The sequence below is a fragment of the Hydrogenobaculum sp. genome (assembly GCF_049967395.1).
GTDB lineage: Bacteria > Aquificota > Aquificia > Aquificales > Aquificaceae > Hydrogenobaculum.
In genome coordinates this window covers 1-26,170 of record NZ_JBMFST010000017.1, presented here as the reverse complement: position 1 = coordinate 26,170, position 26,170 = coordinate 1, and the positions used below count along the sequence as shown (strand labels likewise).

Here is a 26,170-nt window from a genome sequence, read left to right as displayed (position 1 = left end):
TACAATTCAAACAAGGTTGTAATATGTAATTTGATGAAAAAAAACAAATTTAGCATAGGTATATCCGACTTAGTAAAAGCCATGGAAGATAAAAGACTTTTTCCTGTTTTTCAAAAAATAATAGATTTTAAAACAAACAAGGTATACGGTTATGAAGTGCTCATGAGACTTATTTCAGAAAGCGGGGAAATAATACCAGCTTATGTATTTATGGATATCGTTTACTCTTCAAATATTATATACGCCTTTGAAGAATACGTTATAGATTTGGCTATAAAAAAAATAAAAAGTTTAGATGTAAAACCAAAACCAAAGCTTTTTATAAATATGCCACTTAGGATCGTAAATATTTTTAAGAAAAACAAAAAACGCATGAAACATCTTTTAGAAGACATGATAAATTCTCAAGATGTAATCTTTGAAATATCTGAAAGAAAAGAAAGAGAGCCTTTAGAATCCATAGGATATTTGGTAAACGAGTTGAAAGCCCTTGGTTTTGGTATAGCCTTGGACGATTTTGGTACGGAAAATTCATCGTTTCAAAAGTTAAGCATAATAAGACCAGACATAGTAAAGTTAGATAGGTTCTTTTTAAGAGAGGGCAAAGATATTATATCTTGGGTAGCTGAAGGGCTGAAAAGTTCAGGCTACAAAATACTTATAGAGGGTGTTGAAACAGAAGAAGATGTTAAGTTTATAGATAAATTGCAGCCAGATTTTGTTCAAGGCTTTTACTATGGAAAGCCCATAGGAGAAATCTAATGTTTACTGGGCTAGTAGAAGAAGTAGGTTTTGTAGCTTCAATATCAAAAGCCACAAATACAAGAATTTGTGTAAAATCTTCTTTGGAAGTAAAAATAGGAGATAGCGTATCTGTAAACGGTGCTTGTCTTACTGTCATAAAGAAGCTAGATAACGGTTTTTGCTTTGACGTATCACCAGAAACCATGATTAGGACAAATTTTAAATATCTAAAACCAAACGACCCAGTCAATCTTGAAAGATCTATGATAGCTGGTGTGTCGAGACTAGATGGTCATATCGTCCTTGGGCACGTTGATTTTGTCTCAAACATTAAAAGCATAAAAAATGTAGGAGAGCATAGAGAGTTAGATATATATATACCATCTTCTTATAAATTGATGGTAGTTCCAAAAGGGTCAATAGCTGTAGACGGCATAAGCCTTACAATCAACTATGTTTTTGAAGATTTTATAAGGATAAATATAATACCTCACACATGGGAGAATACAAACCTATACGCAAAGAAAACCGGAGACTATGTGAATATTGAAACAGATATAATAGGTAAATATGTAGCTAGGTATATGGAAAATTATGACAAATCAACTCTTGACAAGTTTATGAACGGTTTGTTATAATTAAAATATGGTTGACGAGTCAGTAAGCAAATTAGAAGAGGAAGAGCTAAATAGCAAAGCCAAGAACAGAAAAAAGAGAAAAGCCTTAGAGACAAAATTAGCCATAGTGGAAGCTGGTATAAAGCTTTTTTACGAGAAAGGTTTTACAAAAACAAAAATATCCGACATCACTGAAAAGGCTAACGTAGCCCATGGTACTTTTTACGTATACTTCAAATCAAAAGAGGATTTTTTTATAAGCATATTAACAATGTCTAGAAAAGAGCTTTTGGAAAATGCCGATGAGGCGATAAAGCTTGCCAGCGAAGGTAAGATAGAAGAAGCAAAGAAAAGGTTTTTCATAGAAGGTTTTTCCAAAATGATTCAGAAAAGTAAGCTATTCGGCGTTCTTTTGTTTGAAGGAATGTGCACCGACGATAGATTTAAGCAGTTTTACAAAGAAGGTAGGTTTATATTTTTAGATAAGATGAAAAAGATACTTAATCTATGTGGTATAAAAGAAGATTATAAAGCTCATATGTTGTTGGGGCTCTCAAAACACCTTCTTGAAATATACATATTCACAGGAGAGGACCCAAGACCAATATGGCAAAAAGCTCTTAAAAACCTAGGAGTATTATGAGAAAAATTCTCTTTGGTATCTTAACTTTTGCACAGATTTCTTTTGGCATAAGCCTTAAAGAAGCCATAGATTCCGCTTTAAAATACAACACAGATGTTTTGTACCAAAAGCTAAACACCAAAATAGCCTCTGAAAAGAAAAAAGAAACCTTTGGAAACTTTTTGCCAACCTTAGACTTCAATGCCAATGCAAACGTAGGAAGAAGGCTCGCTATACCAGAAGGACCCACCAGCTTTGTATTTCAAAAGGGACACTTTGACCAATGGAATTTTGGACTAAAACAAGTTTTGTTTGATATGCCTAGTTTTTACAAATATAAAATATCAAAAGACGATGTAAACGCTCAAAAGTATATGCTTACAGCAGTTAAAACGGACGTTAAGATAGATGTTATAGATACATATATAAATGCACTTATAAAGAAAAAGCTTATAGAAGTGGATAAAAAGGAAGTAAAGGATTACGAAAGACATCTTTACAACGTAGAACAAATGTACAAACAAGGTCTTGTAGCTTTTAAAGATATACTGCAAACAAAGGTAAAACTAAATCAAGCAAAAGAAAAACTAGCAAAAGACGAAGGGGAATATAAAGTGTACCTTCAAAAACTTTCAAACCTTGTAGGAAGACCAGTGCATAGTTTGAAGGAAATAAGCTACGTGTCAAACCCGCTTGGCAAATACGATTTAAACCAACTTATCAACATAGCTCTAAAAAATAGAGTCATACTAAAATACGGCAAAACGCTTATAAGAAAAGCCAAAGACTACCAAGCTTTGGTGAAATCTACATATCTTCCAAAAGCCTACGTTGAAGCAAGGTATGGATATTCTGACCAGATACCGGGATTACCTTATTATCAAGACTTGGTGAGCGCTGGAGTTTATTGGAGAATGTTTGGTGGCTTAAAAAGATTTCATGAAGTACATCAAGCGTTTTTGGCTTATAAACAAGCTTTAACAAACTATAAAAAATTGGAGGACGACGTAAAGCTACAAGTTACATCTTCTTATGAGGAGCTTAAAACCGCAGAAAAAGACATAGCATTAGCAGATTCTGAATTAAAAGATGCAAAAGAGCACTACAAAATAGCTTCTGAAAAGTACAAAGCAGGGCTTGGCACAAACACAGATGTTATAGATGCAGAAGATTACCTTACAAAAGCAAGAACAGACGTGGTAAACAGTAGATATTTTTACGCTTTATCGGTATACAAACTCCTAGAGGTGGTGGCTTATGGACAAAAATAAAAAGATTGGTATAGCTGTATTGGTCATACTCATAGTGGTTTTTTCTCTAATAGCCTTTAAATGGATATACTATAGGATAACGCATGCGGTTTCCGATGCAGTGTTTGTAGAGGCTAATACCTTTACAGATGTAGCTTACAGAAGAGACAGTGGAAGAATTGTAAAACTATTCAAAAAAGAGGGAGACAAAGTCCTAAAAGGCGAACCTTTGGCAAAAATAGATGATACGGATTATAAATTAGAATATAAAGCCCTAAAGTATCAGATTAAAGAGCTAGAAAGCGAAATAAACCTTTACAAAATACAAAGGGATAGACTTCTAGTAGGTACAGGATTAGAGGCTCAAGCCAATCTATATAAAACCATGGAAGCTACTCAAAATATGCAATCTATAATGAACAAAGTGAAAGCTTTGGATGCAAAGATATCTTTAGTAAATAAGGACTATCATAGATTTCATCAACTTTATAAAGATGGTGTTATATCAAGGCATGCTTTTGAAGAAAAAGAGACAGAACTTAAAAACCTTTTAAACGAAAAAAACGCGTTGTTAAATCAAGCTAACGCAATGGCTTCTTTATCAAAAGCTCAAAATTTAGGTGTAGCCATTGCCCAAAATAATCAAAAAGAGGCTAAAGAGCTAACCCAAAAAATAAAAGCCACAGAAAACCAGATAAAATCTCTAGAAGCAAAACTTCAAAATGTATCTGATATGATAGCCGAAACGGAACTTACCAGCCCTATATCGGGGTATATAGTAAAAAAGTTTGTAAGTGTGGGTGATATAGTAAAACCGGGACAACCAATATATGCTGTATATGATCCAAAATCTGTATATGTGCTTGATATAATAGATGAAACAAAACTACACGGCATAAAGAAAGGATGTTTGGTACACATACACATAGACGCTTTACCAAACGAACATTACGAAGGTGTAGTATCTGAGATTTTAAGAGCATCAGCTGCTAAATTCGCGCTTATACCAAGAGATATCACGGCGGGAGAGTTTACAAAGGTAGCCCAAAGAATACCCGTTAAAATTAAAATTACAAAGGGAAATATCAACCTGTTAAGGGTAGGATATAGCGGTGAAGTGGCTATAGATAGGTGCGCTAATCATTGATTTATTTCATTTTAATAAATAGTTTTTGAGCTTATAATTATTTGGCTATGAAATACTTTATAAAAACTTACGGTTGTCAGATGAATATAAACGATTCTGAGAAAATAAAAGGTATTTTACAAACACAAGGGTATGAACCTGCTAATAAAGAAGAAGATGCCGATTTGGTTATACTAAACACATGCACTATAAGAGAAAAACCAGATCAAAAAGTTTGGTCTCATCTTGGAGAGATTAAAAAGTTAAAATCTAAAAACCCAAATGTAAAAATAGGCGTATGCGGATGTATGGCACAAAGAGCAGGATATGAAATAGCTTCAAAAATGCCTTTTGTAGACTTGGTATTTGGCACTAAGAACATACACAACATACCAAAACTTTTAGAAGATGTAAAAGTTGGCAATAGAGCTATAGAGATATTGGAAGAAGAAGACCCTTTAGAAAATATATTGGACTCTTATCCCACCGTTAGAGACAACAGCTACTGTGCTTACGTCACTATAATGAGAGGCTGCGACAAAGAATGCACTTACTGCGTAGTCCCTTTTACTAGGGGAAAAGAAAGAAGCAGAAACCCTCAAAGCATCTTAGATGAAGTAAAGTCCCTTGTAGATAACGGTGTCCTGGAAATACACCTAATAGGTCAAAATGTTACTGCTTATGGCAAAGATATTGATTATCCTTTTTACAAGCTTTTAGAAAACATATCTAAAATAGAAGGCGTAAAAAGGATAAGATTTACTACAGGACATCCTATAGATATGACAGATGATATTATAGAGACTATGGCAAGCCTTCCAAATATGGTAAACCATTTACACCTCCCATTTCAAGCAGGTTCAGATAGGATATTAGAGCTCATGAAAAGAAACTATACAAAGGCTTACTATCTAAATAGGATAGAAAAACTAAAATCTAAAGTGAAAGATATAACTTTCTCTACGGATATCATTATAGGTTTTCCAACAGAAACAGAAGAGGATTTCCAGCATACTTTAGACGTGGTGCAAACTGTTGAGTTTGAGCAAGTATTTTCTTTCAAATATTCAAAACGTCCAAATACACCTGCATACCATATGGAAGATGATTTGTCAGATGAAATAAAGACAGATAGAATGAAAAGACTTTTGGAAATTCAAAAAGCAATAACCTCAAAGCTTATGAGAAGATATGAAAACACAGTTCAAAAAGTCCTTGTAGAGGACAAAAAAGAAAATACATACATAGGAAGGACTACTACAAACGTGTGGTGCAATATCACATCTTCTAATGATATATTAGGAAAAGAAGTTGAAGTGCTTATTACAAAAACTGGTTTCCAAAGTTTAGACGGTGTGGTTCAAAACATCCTTTAAAAGCCTAAACAATATAAAAGCCGTTGTCTGTCTCCTATTGGTATTGCGATCGGATTTAAACGTGTAGTTGTATACAAGTATATTTTCATCGGTACCTATAGCCATGTAAGTAAAGCCTTGGGGTTTAAACTCGCTTCCCCCAGGACCAGCTATACCACTAACCGCAATTGATATATCAGCATCAGAGTACTCAAGAGCTCCAAGCGCCATTGCCCTTACCACCTCTTCTGAAACTGCCCCATGTTTTTCTATCAGGGTTTTATTAACGTTTAAAAAATTTACTTTAAAATCGTTAGAATAAACTACAAAGCCTCCCAAGAATACCTGAGATGAACCAGCCACATTCACAAGGCTTGAGCTTATCATTCCAGCGGTGCAACTTTCAGCACAAACAAGAGTTTTTGACTTGTCTTTCAAAGTTTTTATAACAGTTTCCTCTATACTTTCATATGTATCTGCATATATGTAATCTTTATACTCTTCTTTTAAAAGCCTAAACACTTCGCTTTCTTCTGTAAAAATATCAAATCCAAAAGGTGTTTGTTTTATATAACAATCCCTTATTTGTTCTAAATCTTTATCTAAGTAAAACAATCTAAGCACCAACGGTTTTTGTTTTGCATCCAAATTTAAAAATCTATCCCAATACAACGGGTTGTAGTTTTCCTTGTTTATAACAATACAGTTTTTGGCTTTTGAAGAAATTATATAACCCTTTTCAAATAAATATTTCTGAAGTCTTTCAAGGTAATCATCATAACAAACAACGTCTTCAAAAACAACGTTTATAAAATTCATTTGCTTTGTCCTACCTTGTCAGGTTTTATGGCGTAATAAAAGCTTATTCTATCAACTAGTTCCTTAAAGTAAGGAGCGGATACGCTACCGCCCCAAGCAAGAGCTCCATTTTTAGGATGCGGGTCGTATGCAACGATAACAGCGGAGAACCTTGGGTTTGATACTGGAAAAAATCCTGCAAAAACGGCTACCACTTTTCTCCAAGAGTAATGACCAGTTTTGAAGTTAAATATTTGAGAGGTTCCTGTTTTACCAGCTATTGTGAAATGGTTTGATTTTGCAGCAGTACCAGTACCTTTTTCTACAACTTGCTCTAAAGCGTAGTGAAGCCAATCTATGGTGCTTTGTGGGTATATATCTTTATGTATCACATCCACATGCTCATGATATATTACTTGCCCTAATGGGTTCACGATCTTTCTTACTATATGTGGCTTTAAAAGATTGTCAGTTGCCAACGCAGCATAGCCATTTGCCAAATTCAAAGCGTTTACTGCAATACCCTGTCCTATAGTAGCAAACATACGATTTATAGGATAATAAAAGTTAGGCAATATACCAGCTTGCTCACCAGGTATTATATTGTAAGGTTTCACTAGATGAAATAGATTAACTACGTTTTCAGCGTCTTCTCTAGTAAGATGAGAAGCCACTTTCATAGCACATACGTTGCTTGATACAATGAGAATTTGAGACATTGTAAGTATACCGTTGTGTTCTACGTCGGTTACTATATGGCCGTAAAAATCCCCTCTACCACCGTTGGCGTTGCAGGTTTCCCCCCTATGAATATAACCTTTTGCCATGGCGTACCCTAAGAAAAAGGGCTTCATCACAGAACCTGGCTCAAAGACATCCGTAACCGCAGAATTTCGCCAATCTCTCTGCGGATAGTTGTAATAATCGTTTGGATCAAAATCTGGGTATGTAGCCATACCAAGTATATTTCCATTCCTCACATCTTCTACTACTATAGCCACCCGCCTTGGGTTAAACTCTTTAACTATCTGATTTTTTATATCCTCAACTATAGACTGAACGCCCATATCTATAGTTAGGTAAACATCGTTTTGTGTACCAGTATCTTGAATAGACAATGGTTTTAAAACCATCTTGCCTTCTTTTGGAGCAAATATCGTCATCACCTCTATTGGTTTCCCACCCAAGTATTTGTTTAAAGCGTACTCCATCCCATCAAGACCTTTGCCGTCCCATCCTACAAATCCTATGAGATTAGAAGCTACGTTGTGTTCTGGATAAAATCTCTTAAAATCACTCTGCACTCCCACGCCTTTAGAGTTGTTGGTATCAAGTATAGCTTGTTCTACAAGCCCTTTATCAGATTGTGAAACATGCCTTGCTATCCATACAAACCTTTCTTTAGAGTTTAAGGTATTTAATATTTGAAATTGTGGTAATCCCAATATTTTTGAAAGTTTGTCTGCTAATTCCTGTTTATTTTGTATCAACTTTGGAAACGCATATATAGAAATAGTAGGTAAGCTTATAGCTAAAGGTTGACCGTTTTTATCCAGTATAGAGCCTCTATAAGAAGTTATCTTTATAATACGTCCTTTTGGGAAATCCGCCAAAACTTTTTTAACGTAGTTTTCACCAGCTATAACCTGTATATAAAAAGCTCTTGCCAATACCAAAAAGTACAATGCAAAAATTAAAAATATTACAAGTTTTAACTTCTTCTCAGATTTTGCCGTCAAACTTTTAGCTTTCATTGGTTAAGAAACGTTATATCGTTCCATGAAACTGGTTGGTAATTTTTACCTTCAGCAAAGTCTTTAACAGAATAATAATTTATTTTGTTTGTTATGTAGGCTTCTAGTTCTAGGTTTTCAGCTTTTAAATCTTTTATTTTTACTATCATCTTAGCTTGTTTGTAATGCTCATATTTCACATAACTAGAATAAAGTATATTTAATACCAAAAGCAAAAAACTAACTATCAAAAGCTTCATCCTTTTTTTCATTATAGCATAACTTTGCGCAACGTAACTTTGCTGATCTAGCTCTTTTGTTGTAAAGTAACTCCTCATCAGAAGGTGTTATCGGCTTTTTAGAGCAAAGTTTAAGTTTATTGGCGTTGTTTTTTATAAATTCTTTCACAAGCCTATCTTCCAAAGAGTGGAATGATATAAAAGCAAATTTAGAGCCCTCTATAGCAAAATCTAAAAGTTTTGACAGAGCTATCTTTATATCCTCTAATTCGTTGTTTACCTCTATTCTAAGAGCTTGAAATACTTTTGTGGCTGGATTTATTTTGCTGTATTTGTATGGATAACAAGATGACACTATATCTGCCAGCTCTTTTGTGGTCTCTATGGGTTTTTTCTTTCTTTTCTCTATTATAGCTTTTGCTATCTTTTTTGACAACCTTTCCTCACCGTACTTATAAAATATATCAGCCAACTCTTTTTCTTTATAGGTATTTACTACAATATAAGCTGTTTTTTGCTGCCTTTTATCCATTCTCATGTCAAGAAAATCTTCTCTTTGAAATGAAAAACCCTCCTCCTCGTCAAGCTGCAAAGACGATACACCAAAATCAAAAAGAATAGAGTCAAAATACGATAAACCCTCTTCTTTTAGCACAACATCAAAATCTTTAAAAGAGCCGTGATAAAACACCGCGTTGAAGCCTTTTAGCCTATCTTTTGCTATTTCAATGGCGTTTTCATCCTTGTCTATACCTATTAAAAACGTATCCTTACAAACTTCTAAAAGCGCTTTTGCATGACCGCCAAGACCTAAAGTAGCGTCTATATGTACTTTTGGGCAAGGATTTGATAGAAAATCTGTAACTTCTTTTAAAAGAACGCTTTTATGCATTTACCATGTTGAACAACGTATCTAATATTCCTTGAGCGGTCGCCTCGTAGTTGTATCCTCCCTCCAACGTAGCTACAACCGGTATATTAAGCTCTTTTGCCGCATTTATAAGTATGCTTGTAATCTCTTTTATACCTTGCGAAGTAACCCTCATAGGACCAAGAGGATCATCTTCATGCAAATCGTACCCGGCACTTATCAACAATATATCCGGTTTAAAAGCTTTAAAACTTTCTAAGAATTTTGTCTGATAAACCTCTATATAAGTTTCATCGCCAGTCCCAGCCCTTAGGGGTACGTTTAACGTAGTACCAAGACCTTCTCCAAAGCCTTTCTCATCTGCTGCACCGGTACCTGGATAAAAAGGGTAGCAATGGGTAGAAAATAAAAACACAGAGCCATCCTCATAAAAAGTATGCTGTGTACCGTTTGGATGATGTACATCAAAATCTGCTATGTAAACCTTTTTATATCCAAGGTTTTGGGCTTTTCTTGCACCTATGGCTACGTTGTTAAAAATACAAAAACCCATCGCTTTAGCGTACTCGGCGTGATGACCAGGTGGTCTTACCAAACAAAAAGCAGCTTCTTGTTTAGCATCTTTTATATCCTCTATTGCCTTTAAAATAGCACCAGCTGCCATCATTGCCGCATCGTAGCTATGCTGATAAGCGTAGGTGTCTGGGTCTAAATATCCACCGCCTTTTTTGCAAAATTCGTATATTTCCTGTATATAATAAGTGTCGTGTATTTTTGATACCTCTTCCACTGTAGCTTTTCTAGGCTTTTCAAAAGATAAAATATTTTTTATGTCAGATTCATATACATACTTTAAGGCTACCTTTAATCTATTGGCATTCTCTGGATGTTTTGGCTCGTCATGAAGAAGGTAAATATCATCATAGTACAAGGCTGTTTTCATAGCTTAGCCTCTTTAACGCTTTTTCTCTTCCAAAGGTTTATTGAAGGCATTTTCTCGTAAAAAACATTTTGAAGCTCCGCTATTTGTTTCAGACTCTCCAATCCAAGGTCTAGCATGGCTTCAAACTCCTTCCTCGTATAAGTAGCCTCTTCTCCCAAAGAATGTATCTCCACTATCTCACCGCTTCCGGTTGCCACTATAGTCATATCTACGGCGGCATTTGAATCTTCCTCAAAATCGAGATCAAGCATTAGTTGATTGTTTACTATCCCAACAGACACAGCTCCTACCGTATCCCTTATGGGCACAGAGTTTATAAGCTTCTGTTCATTTAACTTTATTATAGCATCTGTCATAGCTATAAAAGCACCCACTATTGAAGCTGTCCTTGTACCGCCGTCAGCTTGTATAACATCACAATCTATCCACACAGTTCTCTCGCCTATTTTTGTAAGGTCTATAACAGCTCTCATAGCCCTTCCTATCATCCTTTGAATTTCATGCGTCCTTCCGCCTATTTTACCGGTCACCGCCTCTCTCATATTCCTTGTGGCTGTAGCCCTTGGCAACATAGAATACTCTGCTGTTATCCATCCTTGGTTTTTACCTTTTAAAAAAGGTGGCACGCTCTCGGCTATGGATGCCGTACATATCACCCTTGTATTACCAAACTCTACCAAACAAGAGCCCTCTGCATGTATATTGAAGTCTCTTTGAATCCTTATGGGTCTTAATTCGTCAAGTTTTCTATTGTTTTTCCTCATACTTTATATTATAACTCTTTTAGCACTTGTATAGTAGGAAAATGCCCACCTTTGTATAAAAAAATATCTATTCTCCCATTTAACTCTTTTGTTTTATAAGCTTCTTGCATAGGCACCACAATATCATTTTCTCCTTGTATAAGCCTAAGAGAAACATCAAGATTCTTTACAGCTTCCCTCAAATCAAGGTTTATATATTCTTCAAGTATACTTAAAGCTATATCTTTGATTGGGTACTCACTATTAAACTCAGAATGATAGGCGTTTTTTCTAAATTCTTTTATACCTTTGTAAAAATCTTTCTTCATAGTCCTCATAAAAGCCGAAATTGTAATTTTATCGTGGGCTTCTTTAAAATAAGGACTAAATCCTATAAGCTTAAGACTCGTTACATTTTTCAAACGTTGTGTTAACATAATTCCTAAAGAAGCACCCATAGACCAACCTATAATTTCTATACTTTTAAAATCCTTTAGCAACTTACTATAAAAGCTGGCAGCTTTTTCAAGAGAGTCTATAGCGTTTCCATGTCCTGGTAATTCTAACTTAACATCTTCTTCTCTTAATATACCGTTAAATACGCTATTGTCAAAACCCCAACCGTGTATAAACACTCTCACATTTTTATTATATCAAAATTTTTAGCTTTTACAATGACTTATAATAACTTAATATATTTATGCTAATTAAAGTTGAGTAAGATATTATCAGAAAGTATTATAAAACACTTGACAAATTGCAAAAAAGTTAATATAATTTTTTATAGAAAAACTTAGAAGGAGGTACGAAGCATGAAGTTAAAACCGATTTACGACAAGATTGTTGTAAAGCGCATGGAAGAAAAAGAGCAAAAAACACCGTCTGGTATCATAATACCAGATACGGCCAAAGAAAAACCTCAAGTAGGTGAGGTAATAGCAGTAGGTAACGGGAAAGTCCTAAACAACGGTGAAATAAGACCGTTGGCTGTAAAGGTGGGTGATAAGGTGCTTTTCAACAAATATGCCGGCACAGAAGTAGAGTTGGACGGCGAAAAATATCTTGTAATGGCTGAAGACGAAGTATTAGCTATCATTGAATAATTTAAAAAAATCTTATAGGAGGTAAGTGAAGTATGGCAGCAAAACATGTTATCTATGGAGAAGAAGCAAGAGCAAAATTAAAAGCAGGTGTTGACAAGTTGGCTAACGCCGTTAAAGTCACCCTTGGACCTAAAGGTAGGGAAGTTATCATAGAAAAGAAATGGGGTGTACCAGTTGTTACAAAAGATGGTGTGACGGTAGCCAAAGAAATAGAGCTAAAAGATCAATTTGAAAACATAGGAGCTCAACTTGTAAAAGAAGTTGCTTCCAAAACCGCCGATGTAGCAGGTGATGGTACCACTACAGCTACAGTTTTAGCTCAAGCTATATTTACAGAAGGCTTAAAAGCCATAGCATCTGGGGCCAATCCAATGGATTTAAAAAGAGGCATAGATGAAGCTGTAGCACTTGTAATAGAAGAAGTGAAGAAAGCCTCTATACCTGTGACAAGCAACAAAGAAATAGAACAAGTAGCCACAATATCTGCTAACAACGATCCTGTAATAGGAAAATTGTTGGCCGAAGCTATGGAAAAAGTAGGAAAAGATGGTGTAATAACCGTAGAAGAATCAAAATCCTCTGAAACCACACTCGAAACAGTACAAGGTATGCAATTTGACAGAGGATACCTCTCACCATATTTTATAACCGATGCAGACAAGATGCAAGCAGTATTGGAAAACCCATACATACTAATATTTGAGAAGAAGATAAGCAACATAAAAGAACTCTTACCGGTATTAGAAAACGTAGTAAGAGTCGGTAGGCCGTTAGTAATAATAGCTGAAGATGTAGAAGCTGAAGCGCTTGCTACGTTGGTAGTAAACACGCTAAAAGGTGTAATAAGGGCTGTAGCTGTAAAAGCACCTGGATTTGGACAAAGGAGAAAAGACTACTTAGAGGATATAGCTATATTAACCGGTGGCCAAGCTATAACTGAAGACCTTGGTATAAAGTTGGAATCTGTAACTCTTGACATGCTTGGACAAGCCGAAAAAGTAATAGTGGATAAGGAAAATACCACTATAATAGGTGGAAAGGGCGACAAGAAAAAGGTAGAAGCTCGTATAGAGCAAATAAAGAAGCAAATAAAAGAAACCACCTCAGACTACGACAGAGAAAAACTTCAAGAAAGACTTGCTAAGCTTTCTGGTGGCGTAGCCATTATAAGAGTTGGAGCCGCTACGGAGTCTGAGCTAAAAGAAAAGAAAGCCAGAGTAGAAGATGCGGTACACGCCACAAAAGCTGCCGCAGAAGAAGGCATAGTGGCTGGTGGTGGTACAGCTTTAGCAAAAGCCTCAAGAGTATTAGAAAACTACACAAACGCCAACAAAGACAGAGAGCTTGGAGTGAAAATTATATACAACGCCTGCAAGTATCCTCTCAAACAAATAGCTTATAACGCAGGTTACGAAGGCTCTTTGGTGCTTGAGAAAGTGTACGAAAATCAAGACAAGAACTATGGTTTTGACGCTGCCAACGGAGAGTACAAAGATATGGTAAAAGCAGGTATAATAGACCCAACCAAAGTGGTAAGAACCGCTTTACAAAACGCAGCATCTGCAGCCGGAACAATGTTGACTGCCGAAGCTCTTATAGCTGAACTACCAGAAAAGAAGGAAAAGACACCAACCCCAACCGACATGCCACCAGATTTTGATTAATGCATCTTCAAGGCCCCGTTTTGGGGCTTTTATAATTACATATATAAAATCGTTTAAACTTAGAATCTTTAATATTCCCTTTCTTAAACTTATAAATATCTCTTAAAAATACTAAAAACCTTGACTCAGAATCTGTATATACATAACCTTTCCATAAAGGTTGCTCACATGGAGTTTCCGTTATCAGAATGCCCGGTTTTGAATTTTTGGCAAATTTTTTAATTGTAGTATCTGCATAAAACGGTAACTGATGAATAAAGTACCCCTGATAATAAACCGGTTTATTGCCTTTGTAAAGCTTTATGATATAGCCCATTTCTTTATATGGTCTATAAGGCTCTATAGATGGTAAAATAAAAACAATCAAAGCATAGTATATTAAAAGTCCAATACAAAATAGTATCCAAAACATGTATCTAAAGTATTTTTTAGTCATGGCGTTCATGCCTACTATAAAACCCATCGCTGGATAAGCCGGTATAAGGTATGTTGGAATCTTCATCTTTATCAAGGAAAATACGATAAAAAGTGAAAAAAACCATACGCTCGCAAGTTTTATTACTTTTAAAATTTTGGGATTGAGAAAAAACAAATAAAGTATAATGGAAAAAGGAGCAAAAGACACTATTGTATCTTTTATGTAAAAATACCAAGGGTCAGATTCCAAAGCGTTTATCCTCTTTATATTTTCTATATAAAACTTGTTTATAAGAATCTCTTTATAAGGCGAATTCAAAACCTCTATATACCAAAGCCCGCCTATAAAAAGAGCTATAACAAACGCTATATAAAGCTTTAAATCTTTTAAAAGCTTAGGATTTTCAAATACAATATACCAAAAGCCCACAAAACCCACTATCAGAATTCCCACAGGACCTTTGGTAAGCATCGCTAGAGAAGACGATATCGTAGATGCAACAAGGTAGTAAATTTTTCGGCTTTTTAAATAAAAGTATAAAAAATATATAGCACTACTTATAAAAAAACAAAAAAGTACTTCTGGAGAAGCATACCTTGCGTTTGATACAAATTCAAGCGCCATACCAGTGGCTATAGCACCGTAAAGGCCTAAGTTTTTTGCTATGTTTTCTCCGAATATGTAAGTAAAAAGCACACAAAAACTCCCAGCCAAAGCAGAGGGCAATCTAAGAGAAAAACTAGAGACCCCAAATATTTTGAAAGATAGCGCTATAAGCCAGTATAAAAGAGGTGGCTTTGCCAACCTTATATGGTCGTTGTAAATGGGAATTAGATAATTGCCAGTTTTCAGCATGTTTAAAGCAGCATCCGCATAGAAAGATTCGTTTGGAGCAAACACCTGATTTGTACCAAGGTTTAAAAAATAAAGAGATATTACTAAGAAAAGCAAAAGATAATGCTTACGCGATATCAAATAATCCATCGTTGGTAGGGCTAAACAACCTCCTATAAAGTTTAAGGGCAAAATTGTCGGTCATTCCAGCTATGTAATCGCAGGCAAGACGAAAGCGCATTTTTTCATCATAATCGCAGTTATTTATATCCCACATATATTTAAAATCATCTGGATAATATTTTTTAGCATCTTTCTGAGATAAAAGCCCAAAAAGCTCTTTAATAACGAAACTTAATTTATGCCTTAGTTGTTCTAATCTATAATCGTTTATAAAAAGCTCTTTGCTTATATTTTTCAATATAACAACTTCCCACTTAGCCTCTTCATCTATTTTAAGCTTATAGTCGTATCTTTGAGTATTAGGCCTTGCCTTGTCATTTTGTTCTATTTTTGTAGCGTTTATAAATCTATGAATTCTGAAAGATGTAAACGACTTTAAAAGCTTTTTTCTTTCAAAAGCCCCGGCTTTTTGTATCTTATAAAGCTCTTCTTGAAAGTTTTTCAACGATTGTTCTGCAAAACTTCTGTCTATATTTGACTCTTTTGCATCTTCTAGGATCTTCTGTCCTATTTTATCTATAACTATAGAGTTTATTAAAGAAAGCCTTACACCATCTTCTATATCGTGTACCGAATACGCTATATCATCTGCCCAGTCCATAATCTGAGTCTCTATGGGAACTTGAGCATCTTGATAATAAGGATCTACAAACTCCAATTCTGTTTTATTTTCTTTGTATAAACCTTTTTCATTTTCTTTTGACAAAAAGCCTTTATACTTTATTACACCATCTAAAACCGCCCTTGTTAAATTCAATCCATAACTTTTGTCATCTTTTAAAGTTTTTATCTCAAGATAAGTAAGTATTCTTATGTTTTGAGCGTTTGATTCAAACAAACCATGCTCTTTCATCAACTCTCTCAAAGTTTTTTCACCAGAATGCCCTAGCGGTGGATGGCCTATATCGTGCGCCAAAGATATCGCTTCTACAATAGTACTATCAATGCCATGTTTTATCGCTATGCCTTTTGATATCTGGGCTACTTCAAGGCTGTGCGTCAACCTTGTTCTATAAAAATCAAGATAACCAGGACTCATTATCTGAGTTTTTCCTTGGAGTCTTCTAAAAGCTGAAGAGTGTATAATCCTTGCTCTATCCCGCTCAAAATCACTTCTTACATCGGTATCTTTCTTTTTTTGTATAAACTCATCTTCTTTCAGAATCCTTTCTTTATCAAAATCGCTATAGCCAATCATGGGCATTTATATATCTTAGCATATTAAATACATTTAAATTGTGTATAATCTTATCTATGAATATAGAGGATATAGCTTTTAACGAACAAGGCCTTGTACCAGTAATAGCCCAAGATGCTTTTAGCGGCGAGATAAGAATGCTAGCTTACGCAAACAAAGAAGCTGTCAAAAAAACAATAGAGACAGGTTACGCACACTACTTTTCTCGCTCGAGGAATAGCATATGGAAAAAAGGTGAAACATCTGGAGAGCTACAAGAGGTGCTGGAAATAAGGATAGATTGCGATAACGATACACTCATATATATGATAAAACAACAAAAAGACATAGCCTGCCATACAGGCAATAGAAACTGCTTTTTTAGAGCTTTTAATAAAGAAAACGAAAAACCTTCTTTGATGCCCTTTGAGATATTACCATTTTTAGAAAGACTTATAATAGATAGAATATCAAATCCAGTAGAAAACTCGTACACTTCTAAGCTTATAAAAGAAGGACTTGATAGAATAGTGCAAAAAGTAGGCGAAGAAGCTATAGAAAGCGTTATAGCTTTTAAAAACCAAGATAAAAAAGAGATAGCTTATGAATTGGCGGACTTAATTTATCATATTTTGGTGGGTATAAAATATTCCGATATGTCCTTTGAGGATATAGAATTTGAGCTTATAAGAAGACATAAATCATAGCAACTAAGCTATTTTAACCTTAGATTAAGATTATCAATTTTAAGGAGGCTTTTATGGAAGCAACTACTTTAGTTTTTACAGTTTCAGAATTGGCTTCTCAGGAAATAGCTAAGATAGCAGCTGAGAACAACATTGAAAACCCTATGCTTAGAATTAGGGTTGTGCCAGGCGGATGTTCTGGTTTCCAATACGCTATGGGATTTGACGATAGCGTAGAAGAAACAGACATCGTATTGGAATCAAACGGCACAAAAATCATCATAGACCAATTTTCTGTACCTTATATAAACGGTGCAGAACTTGATTACGTCCAAGATTTTATGGGCGGTGGATTTACCATTAAAAATCCAAACAATTTTGGTGGTGGTTGCGGCTGCGGTTCTGGTGGTTGCGGTTCACACTAAGCTTAAATACCAGCCCGCTATAAGCGGGTTTTTTTATTTTATTCATAAAAAGTTAGTTATTATATACTTCTCAGTAAATATCATCATATTTTCATTTTAGCTTCATTGCTTTTTCATACGCTTATATTATCATCTTCTAATGAAAAAGATAATCGTTGCTTTTGGGATATTGAATGGTTTGGCTTTTTCTAAAAACCTTAAAAACGAGGTTTATGTAAACCTATTTGCTGGAAGATTGCCAGGCATAAGAAGTGTCACGCTAAGACCAGAATTAAACGTAGGTTACGATTTTCATTTGGGGATAAAAAGATTTGATGCAGATTTTAAAGCAGACGGATATTACGGCTCTGCCGATACAGGAAATGGCACAGAAAAGAACAAACTTCTACAGTTAAACTTAAAAGCTATTGGCCTTTACAACTTCTACGAAGATAAACATTCAAAAATTGGTATTGGGCTTTTTGCAAAAGATTATCAGCCGTTAACATCTTTCAAACCTTCTATAACGTCTTCTCAGGTAATTCAATACGGAGCCGAAGAAAAAGAAATACCCACCAACGACAACTACAACTTTGGCTCAAGGCTAAGAGCAAAATATTGCTATAAGAAGATAGTGTCTTCGGTTTTTACCGATGTATACTTTTATGGCAACAGAGTAGCACCAAACTTAGTACCCTATGCTCCGTTGCTTAGCATAGGCACAAAAGATAAACTGTTTCTAATAGGAGATGTAAACAACCCAAAACTAGCTTTAAACCTCGACATGAGATTTTATTTTGAAAGAAAATACGGCAACAAAATATTTACATCCCACGACGGGCTCGCCGGGACAAAGAGGGAATTTGATTTGACAGTGGGTTTTATGTATTATCTTACAAAGAATCTTGATTTTCACGTAGAAACATACGGCTTTAACAATCTCAACAGAGGAAATTCCTCCACACTACCAAGCGGATTTAAAGATGGTGTTTATGCTGGTTTTGGCTATAGATTTTAAGGCTTTTCTTGTAAAAGCACATAGAAACTATCTCCCATGCTAAGGATAAGATTTTTAAGCCTTGAGCACCTTTCGATGGAGTATGCATCCTCCTCCTGGCATACTTCCTCCAGGGTCTTCACAAAATAAGGGATTTCTATAAGGAAGTCCCTTTGCTTTTTTAAAAATACATTTTTAAAACCAAAATGCTCCCCTATTCTTTGAAGCATAGAAAAATCCACCATGTACGTAATATCAAATATCTCATCGGTGTATATATTTTGGACAATTTTTGAGTTTTTATAACCTCTTATAGTGTTTTTACGAGGGGATGTTTTGTAGCCATAATCTATGGTAAGCATGTATCCTTTTCTTAAAATCCTTGATATTTTTTCGTATATGTAAAAGCTGTCTATTGGTAATTCATAATAAGCGTCGTCTATCTGTAGAATATCAATAATTTTTTTTGTATCTTCGTGAGGCTCCTGCCATAACTCCTTTGAAGATTCTATGTAAAGCTCCATCTTATCTTTGACAGGAGCTATGCCCAAAGCATCAAAAAATTCGTTTGACAGCACTACGCCCTCAAAAGTGTCAACGAGCTCCAAAGAGCTTATCCATGCTACGTTTTTATCTTTTAATAAACTACGTTGGACATCTGTAAGATATGGGCTTGTCTCATATATTATATAAGGAATGTCCAAAACTTCTAGTATATCCTTAGCCATAATGCCATTTCCAGCACCAAGTTCCAATATCTTAGGATTATCAAAGGTATCTAAGCAATCTTTCAAAAAATAAGCTATACTTTTTCCAAAAGCCTCATCAAGTTCTGGTGATGTAAAAAAATCCCCTCTTCCTATTTTAGGATTTGTAGAATAATAGTCTTGGGCTTTTTGTATAAAAAAATCGTAAAAACGTTTCATGCTAAAATTATACATCATGATAATAATGGAGATGACAAAAGAGCACATAGACGAAGTTATAGAGATAAACAATCTATCTTTTACTACAGATGCTTGGAACGAGCAAGGATTTTACAGAGAGTTTAGTTTGGAGTATTCAAAAAAATGGGTAGGTTTAGAAGATGGAAAGGTTGTAGCATATGCTATATTCTGGTGTCATGATAAAGAAGCTTTTATGATGACATTTGCAGTTCATCCAGAGTATAGATCGAAAGGGATAGCCTTTAATTTCTTAACAGAGGTTTTCGAGCTTTTAAAAAAAGAAAATATAAATTATATAGAACTTGACGTCAGGAAATCTAACCTGCCAGCTATAAAATTGTATAAAAAGCTTGGGTTTTCTATCGAAAGGGAGCGCCCTGGCTTTTACTCAGACGGGGAAAACGCTTTTGTAATGTCAAAAGAGCTGTAATCTCTTTTAAAAGAGATAGTTTTTAAACTTATTAAAATTTGCTATAGCCTGGGCTAACCCAAGCCTCTTTTCGCTAGCTATCTCTATTATGTAGTTTAAAATTCTTAAAGATTCCTCTATATCTTCTTTTCTCTCCTTAGAGACATCTAAGTTATTCAGTTCTTCCAAACAAGCCTTAGCTTTATCGTACTCATCGGTTTGAACGTACAGCTCACACTGAAGGAGCAGCTTTTTCAGTGGCGACTGATTTTGATCCATATTCTCTCCTTTCTAGTTCTTCCCAAGCTTGCTTAACACCAGATAGCATCATAATCATATTTTGGAGAAGCTCTTTATCGTTTTTCTGATTTGCTATCAAAAGTCCTTCTAAAATTACTCTGTAAAAGTTTGATAAATCTTTAGCCACTTGCCCACCTTTTTCAAAGTTCAGCGAGTCGTGAAGTATAGCTACAGCCTCAGTAGCTTTGGTAATGTATTCACATTTTTTTATTAGGTTGTCTATGTTATCAAGGCCTGCATCTATAGCTTCTATAGCAAGTTCCATAAACTCTATAGCTTTATCATAAGCTATAATAATAAGTTGTAAAGGATTTGCACTAAAAAGCATATTTTCTACATAGCTGTCCTTCAAATTTTGATACATAATTTACCTCCTTTATCCTAAAAGTGTTTGAAGTTTTGTTATCTCAGCGCTAGAACTTGCCATTACAGCTTCCACCTGTGAAAACTGAAGTTGAAGCTGTTGTTGTTGCAACAGTAAAGATTGTTGCATTTGATATATCTGGTTCTCTGTGTATGCATAATTTGAAGATATGTTGTTCTCTTCTGTCATCAAAGCCCCATTTGGAGAAATAATATTCATTATAGCCTGACTCAAGCTGCTCACAAAAGCAGTTACAGAGTTAAGCACCTTCTGAGAACTGGTGCTTAGCAAATTTTGAAAGCTATTAGAATCAAACTGCAATTGACCTGTTTGATAGTTGTAGTTTACGACTCCTAGATTTTCTAATGGCTGGACTACGCTAAGGAGTTGGGTTTTTAAGTTTGTCAACATAAAATTGCCCATAAAATCGCCTGGAATTATAAAAGGATTTGCAGATGTCAAGGAATTCTGAGACGGATAAGTACCAGGTTTTTCCGTTAAAACGTTTATAGGAGTAAGTATGTTGTTTATTTCATTTATAAGGTTTGATACGTTGTTTGCCACTTGTGATGTATCTTGAGATATACTGAGAATTACTGACCCAGTACCAGAAAGGTTTAAAGTGACTCCGCTTATTACGTTTTGAATCTGATTCACATTTGATGTAACGCTAGCCCCTCCAAAATTTATAACAGCATTTTGAGCATTTTGTATATAGTTTTGAGTAAATATACCTGAACTATCTTTTGCTACTATCACATGCTGAGTAGTGGAGGGAGAAGTAGTAAAAGTAGAAGCCCCTTGTTTTTCCGCAAGCATAAGACTATATGTATTGCCATTGTAAAATATTGAAGCTGTTACATCAGACCCAGCGGTATTATTTATTTCGTTTACTATGTCTTGTAACGTATTTGTACCGTTGTATGTAATATTAAATTCTTGAACACCAGGGGTAGTGGCGCTTAAATTGTTGTCAGTGATACCCGAAGAAGATGTATTTGATCTAAAAAATAAACTTATAGTACCGCTTTGACCAAGTTGTGTATTTGCCGATGAAAAGCTTCCTAGCAACGATATTTCTGGTTGTGCCAGTTGCTGAACAGTAATGTTATATGTGCCAGGAGCAGTGTTGGGCGTAGCTATTGCGTTTAAAACATACGAGTTTGAACTTATAGCTGTCATAGAACCCGTGACAGGATTTAGCACAAAGCCCATCATAGTAGAAAACACAGACATTGATTGATTGTATATGTAGTTTATCTCTTGCATTTGATTTTGCATGTAAGCCGCTTGTTGGCTAAGCGATAAAAGCGGTAAACTACTAGATGACATAACAGCGGCCAGAATACTACCACTGTTAAATAGATTTGAAAATCCAGACAAAGCTATTCCAGCCATATTTTCATACCTTCTTATTTACAATGATACCCACTAAATTGTTAATAGCCTCTGCTATTCTTAACATATATTCCGGCGGAATTTCTTTTATTACTTGGTTAGTCTTGTTGTCTATTATTTTTATAACTAAACTATCTGCTTTTTTATCCAACGTAATGTTAAGATGTGTGTTTAAATAAGATAAACTCTGGATTAGTTGCTCTATTGCTTTTTGAATTTGCTTTTCTGAATTATCCTTACTTGTATTGCTATAATCTGTACTTTTTTCATTCTGTAGATTTTGTGTATCAGGGATATTTTGATCACCTTGAGGCTGAGTGGCTGGGATAGATTGACTCGTTTGAGTATTTTGAATATTTTGATTATTTAACTGACTTGCCAACACGCTATCCAAACCTCCAAGTTCAAGCGGCGTCATAATAAAAACCTCCAAGCTTTTCTTACAAATAACATATCACTATTTCACCATTCTTCAATGATATTGTTATCGGCAATTCTTATAAAATTTTTAGCTTCTTCTATCTTCGTTGTTTGTTCTTTGTAAGGCTTTATTTTAATAAAAATCCCCTGCAAACCCTTCTCAACATGTTTTATAGTATTTATCTCATATATTAAGTTGTCATTCTTTATAACGTCGTTTTTTTCCAACACATCCCAAAGAGTTTTCAACATGTTGTCTATATCCCTTCTTCTTTTGTCTGGTAAAAATATAACAGCTTCAACAGACACCTTACAAGAAAATGGTTCTTTAAAGCTTAGTTTTTTTAGCTGTAAGCTTATCTCCCAAGAAGCCTTTGTTTCCCAAGATGAAATCTTCCAAGGTTTAAATACGGTTCCACCCTTTTGCCTTATATATCTGTTTGCTTTTCCTTTAGGGGGTTCTGAAATAAATAGATACAGCGTATTATCTTCCATGATAAAATAATATACTATGTTTGCACCTTTATCAATACTAAACGAATATGTAGAAATAGAAGACCCTCAACATGTGGCTGACAAGCTTTCTATATCTGGCACCGAAACTACGTTGAAGAGATTTGGTACCGACATAAAAAATGTAAAGGTTGGTGAAATTTTATCCATACAAAAGCTTGAAAACTTAAATCTATGTAAAGTATTTTTAGGAGATACTACCGTCAATATAATAACAAGCGCTTCCAACGTTTATGTAGGAGCAAAAGTACCGGTAGCTGCAAAAGGAGCTACTATAGGTAGTAAAACTATAGATATAAAAACCTTTAAAGGCTTTGAATCTCAAGGGATGCTTTTGTCAGCCTCAGAACTTGGCTTAGATGACATAGAAGAGGGAATTCTAATATTCGATAATAGCGTTGAAGTAGGCGAGGATGTAGCATCTTTGCTCGATTTTGGGGAATATTTGTTGGAATGTGAAATTACACCAAATAGAGGAGATCTACTTTCTATAGTTGGCATAGCAAGAGAGATAAGCGCCATCACAAACAAACCGTTTAATTTCAGTATAGAACAGGATTTACCAGAAAAAGTAGATATAGATATATCAATTGATACTCAAGGATGTTATAGATATGTAGGCAGTATTGTAGAAGATGTATTTGTTAAAAGCTCAACACTTTGGCTTAAAAAATCTCTCTGGAAAATGGGTCTTAAAACTATTTCAAACGTTGTTGATATAACAAATTACGTTATGATGGTTTTAGGACAACCTCTTCATGCTTTTGATAAAGACAAAATTGGTAATAAAGTTGTTGTAAGGCAAGCAAAACAAAAGGAAAAGCTCGTAGCTCTAGACAAAAAAGAATACGAACTTGATGAGTCCATTATGGTTATAGCCAACGACAAAGAGCCGATAGCTTTGGCTGGTGTTATTGGAGGGTTAGATAGTTCCATATCTCATTACACAAAAAACATACTTTTAGAATCTGCTCTTTTTGATCCAATTTTTGTAAGAAAAGCCTCAAAGACTCTAAAATTATCAACAGATGCCTCCTATAGGTTTGAAAGAGGCATAGACATAGATATGGCTTTAAAAGCCTCTATTTTCGCTTTAAAACTCATAGAAAAAGAAGCTGGCGGTAAAGTCGTGGGTTATAATGAAGTTGTAAGGGAAAAATTGCCTGTTAAAAAGTTTTTCTTACCCATGAACGACTATGTAAGATACACCGCCCTTAATTTTGAAAAAGAAAAAATATCAGAGATAGCCAACAAATTGGGTATTCCCCACAAGCCTATGAGATGCGGCATAGAGTTTGAAGCTCCGTCTCATAGATACTACGATATAGACTCTTCCGTAGACCTTATAGAAGAAATCGTAAGAATAACAGATTTTAACACCTTTGAAACAGAACCGTTAACACTGTTACCAAAGCCTAACGACAAGAGAGATTATATTTATGAAATAAAGAATAAGTTGGTGGCCAACGGATTAAAAGAAGTAATAAATTTAAGCTTTGACAAAATAGAAGACTACGAAGCCCTTGGCTTGGAAAAACCCACCATAGAAATCAAAAATCCCATACTACCTTCATTTAGGTTCTTAAGAAGATATTTAACACCATCTATGATAAGGTTGGCAGACCAAAATGTTAAAAAGCACGTATATGACTTTGCTATATTTGAGATATCTGATATCTTTAAAGAAGATTCCCAATCCACCCATATATGTATATTGTTAAGAGGCCACAAGAGAGTATATCCTAAAACAAAATGGAATATAAACCATATAAAGGAGATAGTAAAAGCTATAAACAAAGATATCATGTTTGGTTTTTCTAGTTTCTCCTTCCTTCATCCTTATCAACAAGGAAGCCTAAAGTTTGAGGATAAAGATATAGGATTTTTCGGCGTTTTGAAAAGCGAGATACTCCAAGATGCAATCGTCTGTGAGTTTGAAATTCCTAATAGAGCAAAATACCGTGAAATAAAAGAAATATCAAAATATCCACCGATAGTTAGAGACATCTCACTGATAATGAGCATTGATTTTGACGTTCAAAAGCTTATTATTCTCATAAGAGAGTTTTTTGGAGCTATGCTAGAAAATATTTTAGTATTTGATTTTTATAAAGGAGAGCAAATAGAAGAAGATAAGAAGAGCGTAGGTTTAAGACTTAGCTTAAGAGCCCTTGATAGAAGTTTAGAAGATGAAGAAGTAAACGTTCTAATAGAGAAACTGTTAGAACGCCTTAAAGAAGAGGGTGTAGAGCTTAGATTTGCTTAGTTTAAATAAAGGCCTGCCCTACTCGTTAGTGTGAAGATATTTTTGGGGCCTACATGTGAGCTATTAGGGAGCTCGGAAGTTCAGAGGCGTCTCGCTGTAGACCCTTTGACAGGGCACCCACCTAAAAATAGGAGGCCCGCATGTATGTTTGCACGACGGTAGGGTGGGTATAAATCCTTCTTGTCTTTCTTCTTTTGCCTCCTGATTATGGAGGTATATGTCAAAAAAAGAATTGCGAAGTATTTTTTTAAAAAGGCGCGATATGCTCTCTGAGGAAGAAGTATACAACGCTTCCTTAGAGATAGCAAAGAACCTTTCACAAGATAAAGATTTTAAAAGGGCTAAGTCTGTGATGGCTTATATTCCCATAAGGAAAGAAGTAAATCCGCTTGTTGATATGAGCATATATGAAGGGAAAGTTGTTTCTGTACCAAAAATTGTTGATAATACGCTTGTGCCATGTCTTTACAAAGGCCCTTTCATAAAATCTGTTTACAACACTTTAGAGCCAGCGGAATGCCAGAAAACGAATATAGATCTTTGTTTGGTACCCGGTGTTTGCTTTGATAAACATCTTTACCGCATAGGTTTTGGTAAGGGTTTCTACGATAGATTTTTGTCAGCGAACAAAAACATTTTTTCTATAGGTGTATGCTACGATTTTCAAATTGTCGATTCTATAGAAAAAGACCCTTTTGATGTAAAGCTTAACAAAATCATTTCTGAGAATTATGTAATAGAAGGAGGTAATTACCAATGGAAACTGTCGTTATAGGTATCCTATCAATTTTAGTGTTAGCGTTAGCTGGTTTTGGGTTTTTAGCTTTTAAAAAGCTAAGCGAAAAGCAAATGGTGAATGTGCCAAGCACATCCGAAGAGTCAAAGATACTCTTAGAAGAGGCTAAAAGACAAGCAGATGCCATATTAGAAGAGGCTAAAAGACAGCTAGAGTATTCAAAAGAACTAGCCGAAAGAGAAGCATCCAAGTACATGGAGTTTATCAAAAAAGAGAACGAAAAACTTGAGAAAGAAAAAGAAGCCATCAA

General features: G+C 35.0%; 29 protein-coding genes, 1 other RNA gene and 1 pseudogene. 16 read left to right on the top strand and 15 right to left on the bottom strand.

Going from position 1 to position 26,170, the window contains the following annotated elements:
* From ACP5S8_RS03855 to miaB, 6 genes are all read left to right on the top strand, one after another.
* Positions 1 to 762, top strand: a 762-nt coding sequence (locus ACP5S8_RS03855; protein ID WP_461875792.1) for an EAL domain-containing protein, incomplete at its 5' end; no start/stop codon positions are given.
* A complete protein-coding gene (locus ACP5S8_RS03850; protein WP_461875791.1) occupies positions 762 to 1,382 on the top strand; it encodes a riboflavin synthase in 621 nt (206 codons plus the stop codon). The genes ACP5S8_RS03855 and ACP5S8_RS03850, both read left to right, overlap by 1 nt.
* A gap of 7 nt (positions 1,383 to 1,389) precedes the next feature.
* Complete coding sequence (locus tag ACP5S8_RS03845) at positions 1,390 to 2,004, top strand: TetR/AcrR family transcriptional regulator (protein ID WP_461875790.1); 615 nt, start codon at positions 1,390 to 1,392, stop codon at positions 2,002 to 2,004.
* Entirely contained in the window at positions 2,001 to 3,254 is a 1,254-nt protein-coding gene (locus tag ACP5S8_RS03840; protein ID WP_461875789.1) for a TolC family protein, read from the top strand. Before ACP5S8_RS03845 ends, ACP5S8_RS03840 begins: the two co-directional genes overlap by 4 nt.
* A complete protein-coding gene (locus ACP5S8_RS03835; protein WP_461875788.1) occupies positions 3,241 to 4,380 on the top strand; it encodes an HlyD family secretion protein in 1,140 nt (379 codons plus the stop codon). The genes ACP5S8_RS03840 and ACP5S8_RS03835 overlap by 14 nt, the downstream gene beginning before the upstream one ends.
* Positions 4,381 to 4,427: 47 nt before the next feature.
* Complete coding sequence (gene miaB, locus ACP5S8_RS03830) at positions 4,428 to 5,735, top strand: tRNA (N6-isopentenyl adenosine(37)-C2)-methylthiotransferase MiaB (RefSeq protein WP_461875787.1); 1,308 nt, start codon at positions 4,428 to 4,430, stop codon at positions 5,733 to 5,735.
* On the opposite strand, the gene ACP5S8_RS03825 is transcribed toward miaB, so the two are convergent.
* From ACP5S8_RS03825 to ACP5S8_RS03795, 7 genes are read right to left on the bottom strand one after another with little or no spacing between them, the layout of a single operon-like run.
* Positions 5,706 to 6,533: a CinA family protein gene (locus ACP5S8_RS03825; RefSeq protein WP_461870719.1), complete on the bottom strand. Its 828-nt coding sequence runs from the start codon at positions 6,531 to 6,533 to the stop codon at positions 5,706 to 5,708. The genes miaB and ACP5S8_RS03825 overlap by 30 nt on opposite strands.
* On the bottom strand, positions 6,530 to 8,266 hold the full coding sequence (locus ACP5S8_RS03820; protein ID WP_461875785.1) for a peptidoglycan D,D-transpeptidase FtsI family protein: 1,737 nt from the start codon (positions 8,264 to 8,266) through the stop codon (positions 6,530 to 6,532). Before ACP5S8_RS03820 ends, ACP5S8_RS03825 begins: the two co-directional genes overlap by 4 nt.
* Positions 8,263 to 8,505, bottom strand: a complete 243-nt coding sequence (locus tag ACP5S8_RS03815; RefSeq protein ID WP_461870721.1) for a hypothetical protein — start codon at positions 8,503 to 8,505, stop codon at positions 8,263 to 8,265. The genes ACP5S8_RS03820 and ACP5S8_RS03815 overlap by 4 nt, the downstream gene beginning before the upstream one ends.
* The gene (gene rsmH / locus ACP5S8_RS03810; protein WP_461875784.1) at positions 8,486 to 9,376 is read right to left on the bottom strand and encodes a 16S rRNA (cytosine(1402)-N(4))-methyltransferase RsmH; all 891 of its coding nucleotides are present in this window, start codon (positions 9,374 to 9,376) and stop codon (positions 8,486 to 8,488) included. The genes ACP5S8_RS03815 and rsmH overlap by 20 nt, the downstream gene beginning before the upstream one ends.
* Positions 9,369 to 10,298, bottom strand: a complete 930-nt coding sequence (locus ACP5S8_RS03805) for a histone deacetylase family protein (protein ID WP_461875783.1) — start codon at positions 10,296 to 10,298, stop codon at positions 9,369 to 9,371. The genes rsmH and ACP5S8_RS03805 overlap by 8 nt, the downstream gene beginning before the upstream one ends.
* Positions 10,295 to 11,062, bottom strand: coding sequence for a ribonuclease PH (gene rph, locus ACP5S8_RS03800; RefSeq protein ID WP_461875782.1), 768 nt, complete (start codon positions 11,060 to 11,062; stop codon positions 10,295 to 10,297). The genes ACP5S8_RS03805 and rph overlap by 4 nt, the downstream gene beginning before the upstream one ends.
* Positions 11,063 to 11,070: 8 nt before the next feature.
* Complete coding sequence (locus ACP5S8_RS03795) at positions 11,071 to 11,682, bottom strand: alpha/beta fold hydrolase (RefSeq protein WP_461875780.1); 612 nt, start codon at positions 11,680 to 11,682, stop codon at positions 11,071 to 11,073.
* A 171-nt stretch (positions 11,683 to 11,853) separates the two neighbouring features.
* Between ACP5S8_RS03795 and groES the strand changes: the two genes are divergently transcribed.
* Together groES and groL are read left to right on the top strand one after the other, a co-directional pair.
* Positions 11,854 to 12,144 (top strand): co-chaperone GroES, encoded by a 291-nt coding sequence (gene groES, locus ACP5S8_RS03790; RefSeq protein WP_461870726.1) that lies wholly within the window; start codon positions 11,854 to 11,856, stop codon positions 12,142 to 12,144.
* Between the two features lie 32 nt (positions 12,145 to 12,176).
* Positions 12,177 to 13,808, top strand: a complete 1,632-nt coding sequence (groL, locus tag ACP5S8_RS03785) for a chaperonin GroEL (RefSeq protein ID WP_461870727.1) — start codon at positions 12,177 to 12,179, stop codon at positions 13,806 to 13,808.
* Between the two features lie 7 nt (positions 13,809 to 13,815).
* Here groL and ACP5S8_RS03780 read toward each other — a convergent pair whose 3' ends face one another.
* Both ACP5S8_RS03780 and ACP5S8_RS03775 read right to left on the bottom strand, forming a co-directional pair.
* The gene (locus tag ACP5S8_RS03780; RefSeq protein WP_461875779.1) at positions 13,816 to 15,252 is read right to left on the bottom strand and encodes an ArnT family glycosyltransferase; all 1,437 of its coding nucleotides are present in this window, start codon (positions 15,250 to 15,252) and stop codon (positions 13,816 to 13,818) included.
* A complete protein-coding gene (locus ACP5S8_RS03775) occupies positions 15,188 to 16,441 on the bottom strand; it encodes a deoxyguanosinetriphosphate triphosphohydrolase family protein (protein ID WP_461875778.1) in 1,254 nt (417 codons plus the stop codon). Before ACP5S8_RS03775 ends, ACP5S8_RS03780 begins: the two co-directional genes overlap by 65 nt.
* A 56-nt stretch (positions 16,442 to 16,497) precedes the next feature.
* Between ACP5S8_RS03775 and hisIE the strand changes: the two genes are divergently transcribed.
* The 3 genes from hisIE (at position 16,498) to ACP5S8_RS03760 (ending at position 18,528) form a co-directional block, all read left to right on the top strand.
* Positions 16,498 to 17,127, top strand: coding sequence for a bifunctional phosphoribosyl-AMP cyclohydrolase/phosphoribosyl-ATP diphosphatase HisIE (hisIE, locus tag ACP5S8_RS03770; RefSeq protein ID WP_461875777.1), 630 nt, complete (start codon positions 16,498 to 16,500; stop codon positions 17,125 to 17,127).
* A 53-nt stretch (positions 17,128 to 17,180) separates the two neighbouring features.
* Complete coding sequence (locus ACP5S8_RS03765; protein ID WP_461870170.1) at positions 17,181 to 17,531, top strand: HesB/IscA family protein; 351 nt, start codon at positions 17,181 to 17,183, stop codon at positions 17,529 to 17,531.
* Between the two features lie 139 nt (positions 17,532 to 17,670).
* Positions 17,671 to 18,528 carry a hypothetical protein gene (locus ACP5S8_RS03760; RefSeq protein ID WP_461875776.1) on the top strand — a complete coding sequence of 286 codons (858 nt, stop codon included), beginning with the start codon at positions 17,671 to 17,673 and terminating at the stop codon, positions 18,526 to 18,528.
* On the opposite strand, the gene ACP5S8_RS03755 is transcribed toward ACP5S8_RS03760, so the two are convergent.
* Complete coding sequence (locus ACP5S8_RS03755; protein WP_461875774.1) at positions 18,525 to 19,433, bottom strand: SAM-dependent methyltransferase; 909 nt, start codon at positions 19,431 to 19,433, stop codon at positions 18,525 to 18,527. The genes ACP5S8_RS03760 and ACP5S8_RS03755 overlap by 4 nt on opposite strands.
* Positions 19,434 to 19,449: 16 nt before the next feature.
* Between ACP5S8_RS03755 and rimI the strand changes: the two genes are divergently transcribed.
* Complete coding sequence (rimI, locus tag ACP5S8_RS03750) at positions 19,450 to 19,884, top strand: ribosomal protein S18-alanine N-acetyltransferase (RefSeq protein WP_461875773.1); 435 nt, start codon at positions 19,450 to 19,452, stop codon at positions 19,882 to 19,884.
* A 6-nt stretch (positions 19,885 to 19,890) separates the two neighbouring features.
* On the opposite strand, the gene ACP5S8_RS03745 is transcribed toward rimI, so the two are convergent.
* From ACP5S8_RS03745 to ACP5S8_RS03725, 5 genes are read right to left on the bottom strand one after another with little or no spacing between them, the layout of a single operon-like run.
* Positions 19,891 to 20,142 (bottom strand): hypothetical protein, encoded by a 252-nt coding sequence (locus ACP5S8_RS03745; RefSeq protein ID WP_461875772.1) that lies wholly within the window; start codon positions 20,140 to 20,142, stop codon positions 19,891 to 19,893.
* On the bottom strand, positions 20,096 to 20,527 hold the full coding sequence (locus tag ACP5S8_RS03740; protein WP_461870176.1) for a flagellar export chaperone FliS: 432 nt from the start codon (positions 20,525 to 20,527) through the stop codon (positions 20,096 to 20,098). The genes ACP5S8_RS03745 and ACP5S8_RS03740 overlap by 47 nt, the downstream gene beginning before the upstream one ends.
* Positions 20,528 to 20,539: 12 nt before the next feature.
* A complete protein-coding gene (gene fliD, locus ACP5S8_RS03735) occupies positions 20,540 to 21,925 on the bottom strand; it encodes a flagellar filament capping protein FliD (protein ID WP_461875771.1) in 1,386 nt (461 codons plus the stop codon).
* 4 nt (positions 21,926 to 21,929) lie between these two features.
* Complete coding sequence (locus ACP5S8_RS03730; protein ID WP_461875770.1) at positions 21,930 to 22,343, bottom strand: flagellar protein FlaG; 414 nt, start codon at positions 22,341 to 22,343, stop codon at positions 21,930 to 21,932.
* A gap of 44 nt (positions 22,344 to 22,387) precedes the next feature.
* A complete protein-coding gene (locus ACP5S8_RS03725; protein WP_461875769.1) occupies positions 22,388 to 22,840 on the bottom strand; it encodes a RusA family crossover junction endodeoxyribonuclease in 453 nt (150 codons plus the stop codon).
* Between the two features lie 16 nt (positions 22,841 to 22,856).
* Between ACP5S8_RS03725 and pheT the strand changes: the two genes are divergently transcribed.
* The 4 genes and pseudogenes from pheT to ACP5S8_RS03705 all read left to right on the top strand — a co-directional run.
* On the top strand, positions 22,857 to 25,124 hold the full coding sequence (gene pheT, locus ACP5S8_RS03720; RefSeq protein ID WP_461875767.1) for a phenylalanine--tRNA ligase subunit beta: 2,268 nt from the start codon (positions 22,857 to 22,859) through the stop codon (positions 25,122 to 25,124).
* Between the two features lie 7 nt (positions 25,125 to 25,131).
* Positions 25,132 to 25,298, top strand: a non-coding RNA gene (gene ssrS / locus ACP5S8_RS03715) — 6S RNA.
* A gap of 43 nt (positions 25,299 to 25,341) precedes the next feature.
* Complete coding sequence (locus tag ACP5S8_RS03710) at positions 25,342 to 25,899, top strand: 5-formyltetrahydrofolate cyclo-ligase (RefSeq protein WP_461875765.1); 558 nt, start codon at positions 25,342 to 25,344, stop codon at positions 25,897 to 25,899.
* Positions 25,881 to 26,170, top strand: a pseudogene (locus ACP5S8_RS03705) (ribonuclease Y); the annotation flags it as partial. The gene ACP5S8_RS03710 and the pseudogene ACP5S8_RS03705, both read left to right, overlap by 19 nt.

Coding starts and splice junctions, on each gene's coding strand:
- ACP5S8_RS03845 (WP_461875790.1), top strand. CDS start 1,390: ATGGTTGACGAGTCAGTAAGCAAATTAGAAGAGGAAGAGCTAAATAGC.
- ACP5S8_RS03825 (WP_461870719.1), bottom strand. CDS start 6,533: ATGAATTTTATAAACGTTGTTTTTGAAGACGTTGTTTGTTATGATGAT.
- ACP5S8_RS03730 (WP_461875770.1), bottom strand. CDS start 22,343: ATGACGCCGCTTGAACTTGGAGGTTTGGATAGCGTGTTGGCAAGTCAG.
- groL (WP_461870727.1), top strand. CDS start 12,177: ATGGCAGCAAAACATGTTATCTATGGAGAAGAAGCAAGAGCAAAATTA.
- ACP5S8_RS03835 (WP_461875788.1), top strand. CDS start 3,241: ATGGACAAAAATAAAAAGATTGGTATAGCTGTATTGGTCATACTCATA.
- rsmH (WP_461875784.1), bottom strand. CDS start 9,376: ATGCATAAAAGCGTTCTTTTAAAAGAAGTTACAGATTTTCTATCAAAT.
- ACP5S8_RS03805 (WP_461875783.1), bottom strand. CDS start 10,298: ATGAAAACAGCCTTGTACTATGATGATATTTACCTTCTTCATGACGAG.
- ACP5S8_RS03775 (WP_461875778.1), bottom strand. CDS start 16,441: ATGATTGGCTATAGCGATTTTGATAAAGAAAGGATTCTGAAAGAAGAT.
- ACP5S8_RS03755 (WP_461875774.1), bottom strand. CDS start 19,433: ATGAAACGTTTTTACGATTTTTTTATACAAAAAGCCCAAGACTATTAT.
- ACP5S8_RS03710 (WP_461875765.1), top strand. CDS start 25,342: ATGTCAAAAAAAGAATTGCGAAGTATTTTTTTAAAAAGGCGCGATATG.
- fliD (WP_461875771.1), bottom strand. CDS start 21,925: ATGGCTGGAATAGCTTTGTCTGGATTTTCAAATCTATTTAACAGTGGT.
- ACP5S8_RS03840 (WP_461875789.1), top strand. CDS start 2,001: ATGAGAAAAATTCTCTTTGGTATCTTAACTTTTGCACAGATTTCTTTT.
- ACP5S8_RS03760 (WP_461875776.1), top strand. CDS start 17,671: ATGAAAAAGATAATCGTTGCTTTTGGGATATTGAATGGTTTGGCTTTT.
- rph (WP_461875782.1), bottom strand. CDS start 11,062: ATGAGGAAAAACAATAGAAAACTTGACGAATTAAGACCCATAAGGATT.
- pheT (WP_461875767.1), top strand. CDS start 22,857: ATGTTTGCACCTTTATCAATACTAAACGAATATGTAGAAATAGAAGAC.
- ACP5S8_RS03815 (WP_461870721.1), bottom strand. CDS start 8,505: ATGAAGCTTTTGATAGTTAGTTTTTTGCTTTTGGTATTAAATATACTT.
- ACP5S8_RS03725 (WP_461875769.1), bottom strand. CDS start 22,840: ATGGAAGATAATACGCTGTATCTATTTATTTCAGAACCCCCTAAAGGA.
- groES (WP_461870726.1), top strand. CDS start 11,854: ATGAAGTTAAAACCGATTTACGACAAGATTGTTGTAAAGCGCATGGAA.
- ACP5S8_RS03850 (WP_461875791.1), top strand. CDS start 762: ATGTTTACTGGGCTAGTAGAAGAAGTAGGTTTTGTAGCTTCAATATCA.
- hisIE (WP_461875777.1), top strand. CDS start 16,498: ATGAATATAGAGGATATAGCTTTTAACGAACAAGGCCTTGTACCAGTA.
- rimI (WP_461875773.1), top strand. CDS start 19,450: ATGATAATAATGGAGATGACAAAAGAGCACATAGACGAAGTTATAGAG.
- ACP5S8_RS03765 (WP_461870170.1), top strand. CDS start 17,181: ATGGAAGCAACTACTTTAGTTTTTACAGTTTCAGAATTGGCTTCTCAG.
- miaB (WP_461875787.1), top strand. CDS start 4,428: ATGAAATACTTTATAAAAACTTACGGTTGTCAGATGAATATAAACGAT.
- ACP5S8_RS03745 (WP_461875772.1), bottom strand. CDS start 20,142: ATGGATCAAAATCAGTCGCCACTGAAAAAGCTGCTCCTTCAGTGTGAG.
- ACP5S8_RS03820 (WP_461875785.1), bottom strand. CDS start 8,266: ATGAAAGCTAAAAGTTTGACGGCAAAATCTGAGAAGAAGTTAAAACTT.
- ACP5S8_RS03740 (WP_461870176.1), bottom strand. CDS start 20,527: ATGTATCAAAATTTGAAGGACAGCTATGTAGAAAATATGCTTTTTAGT.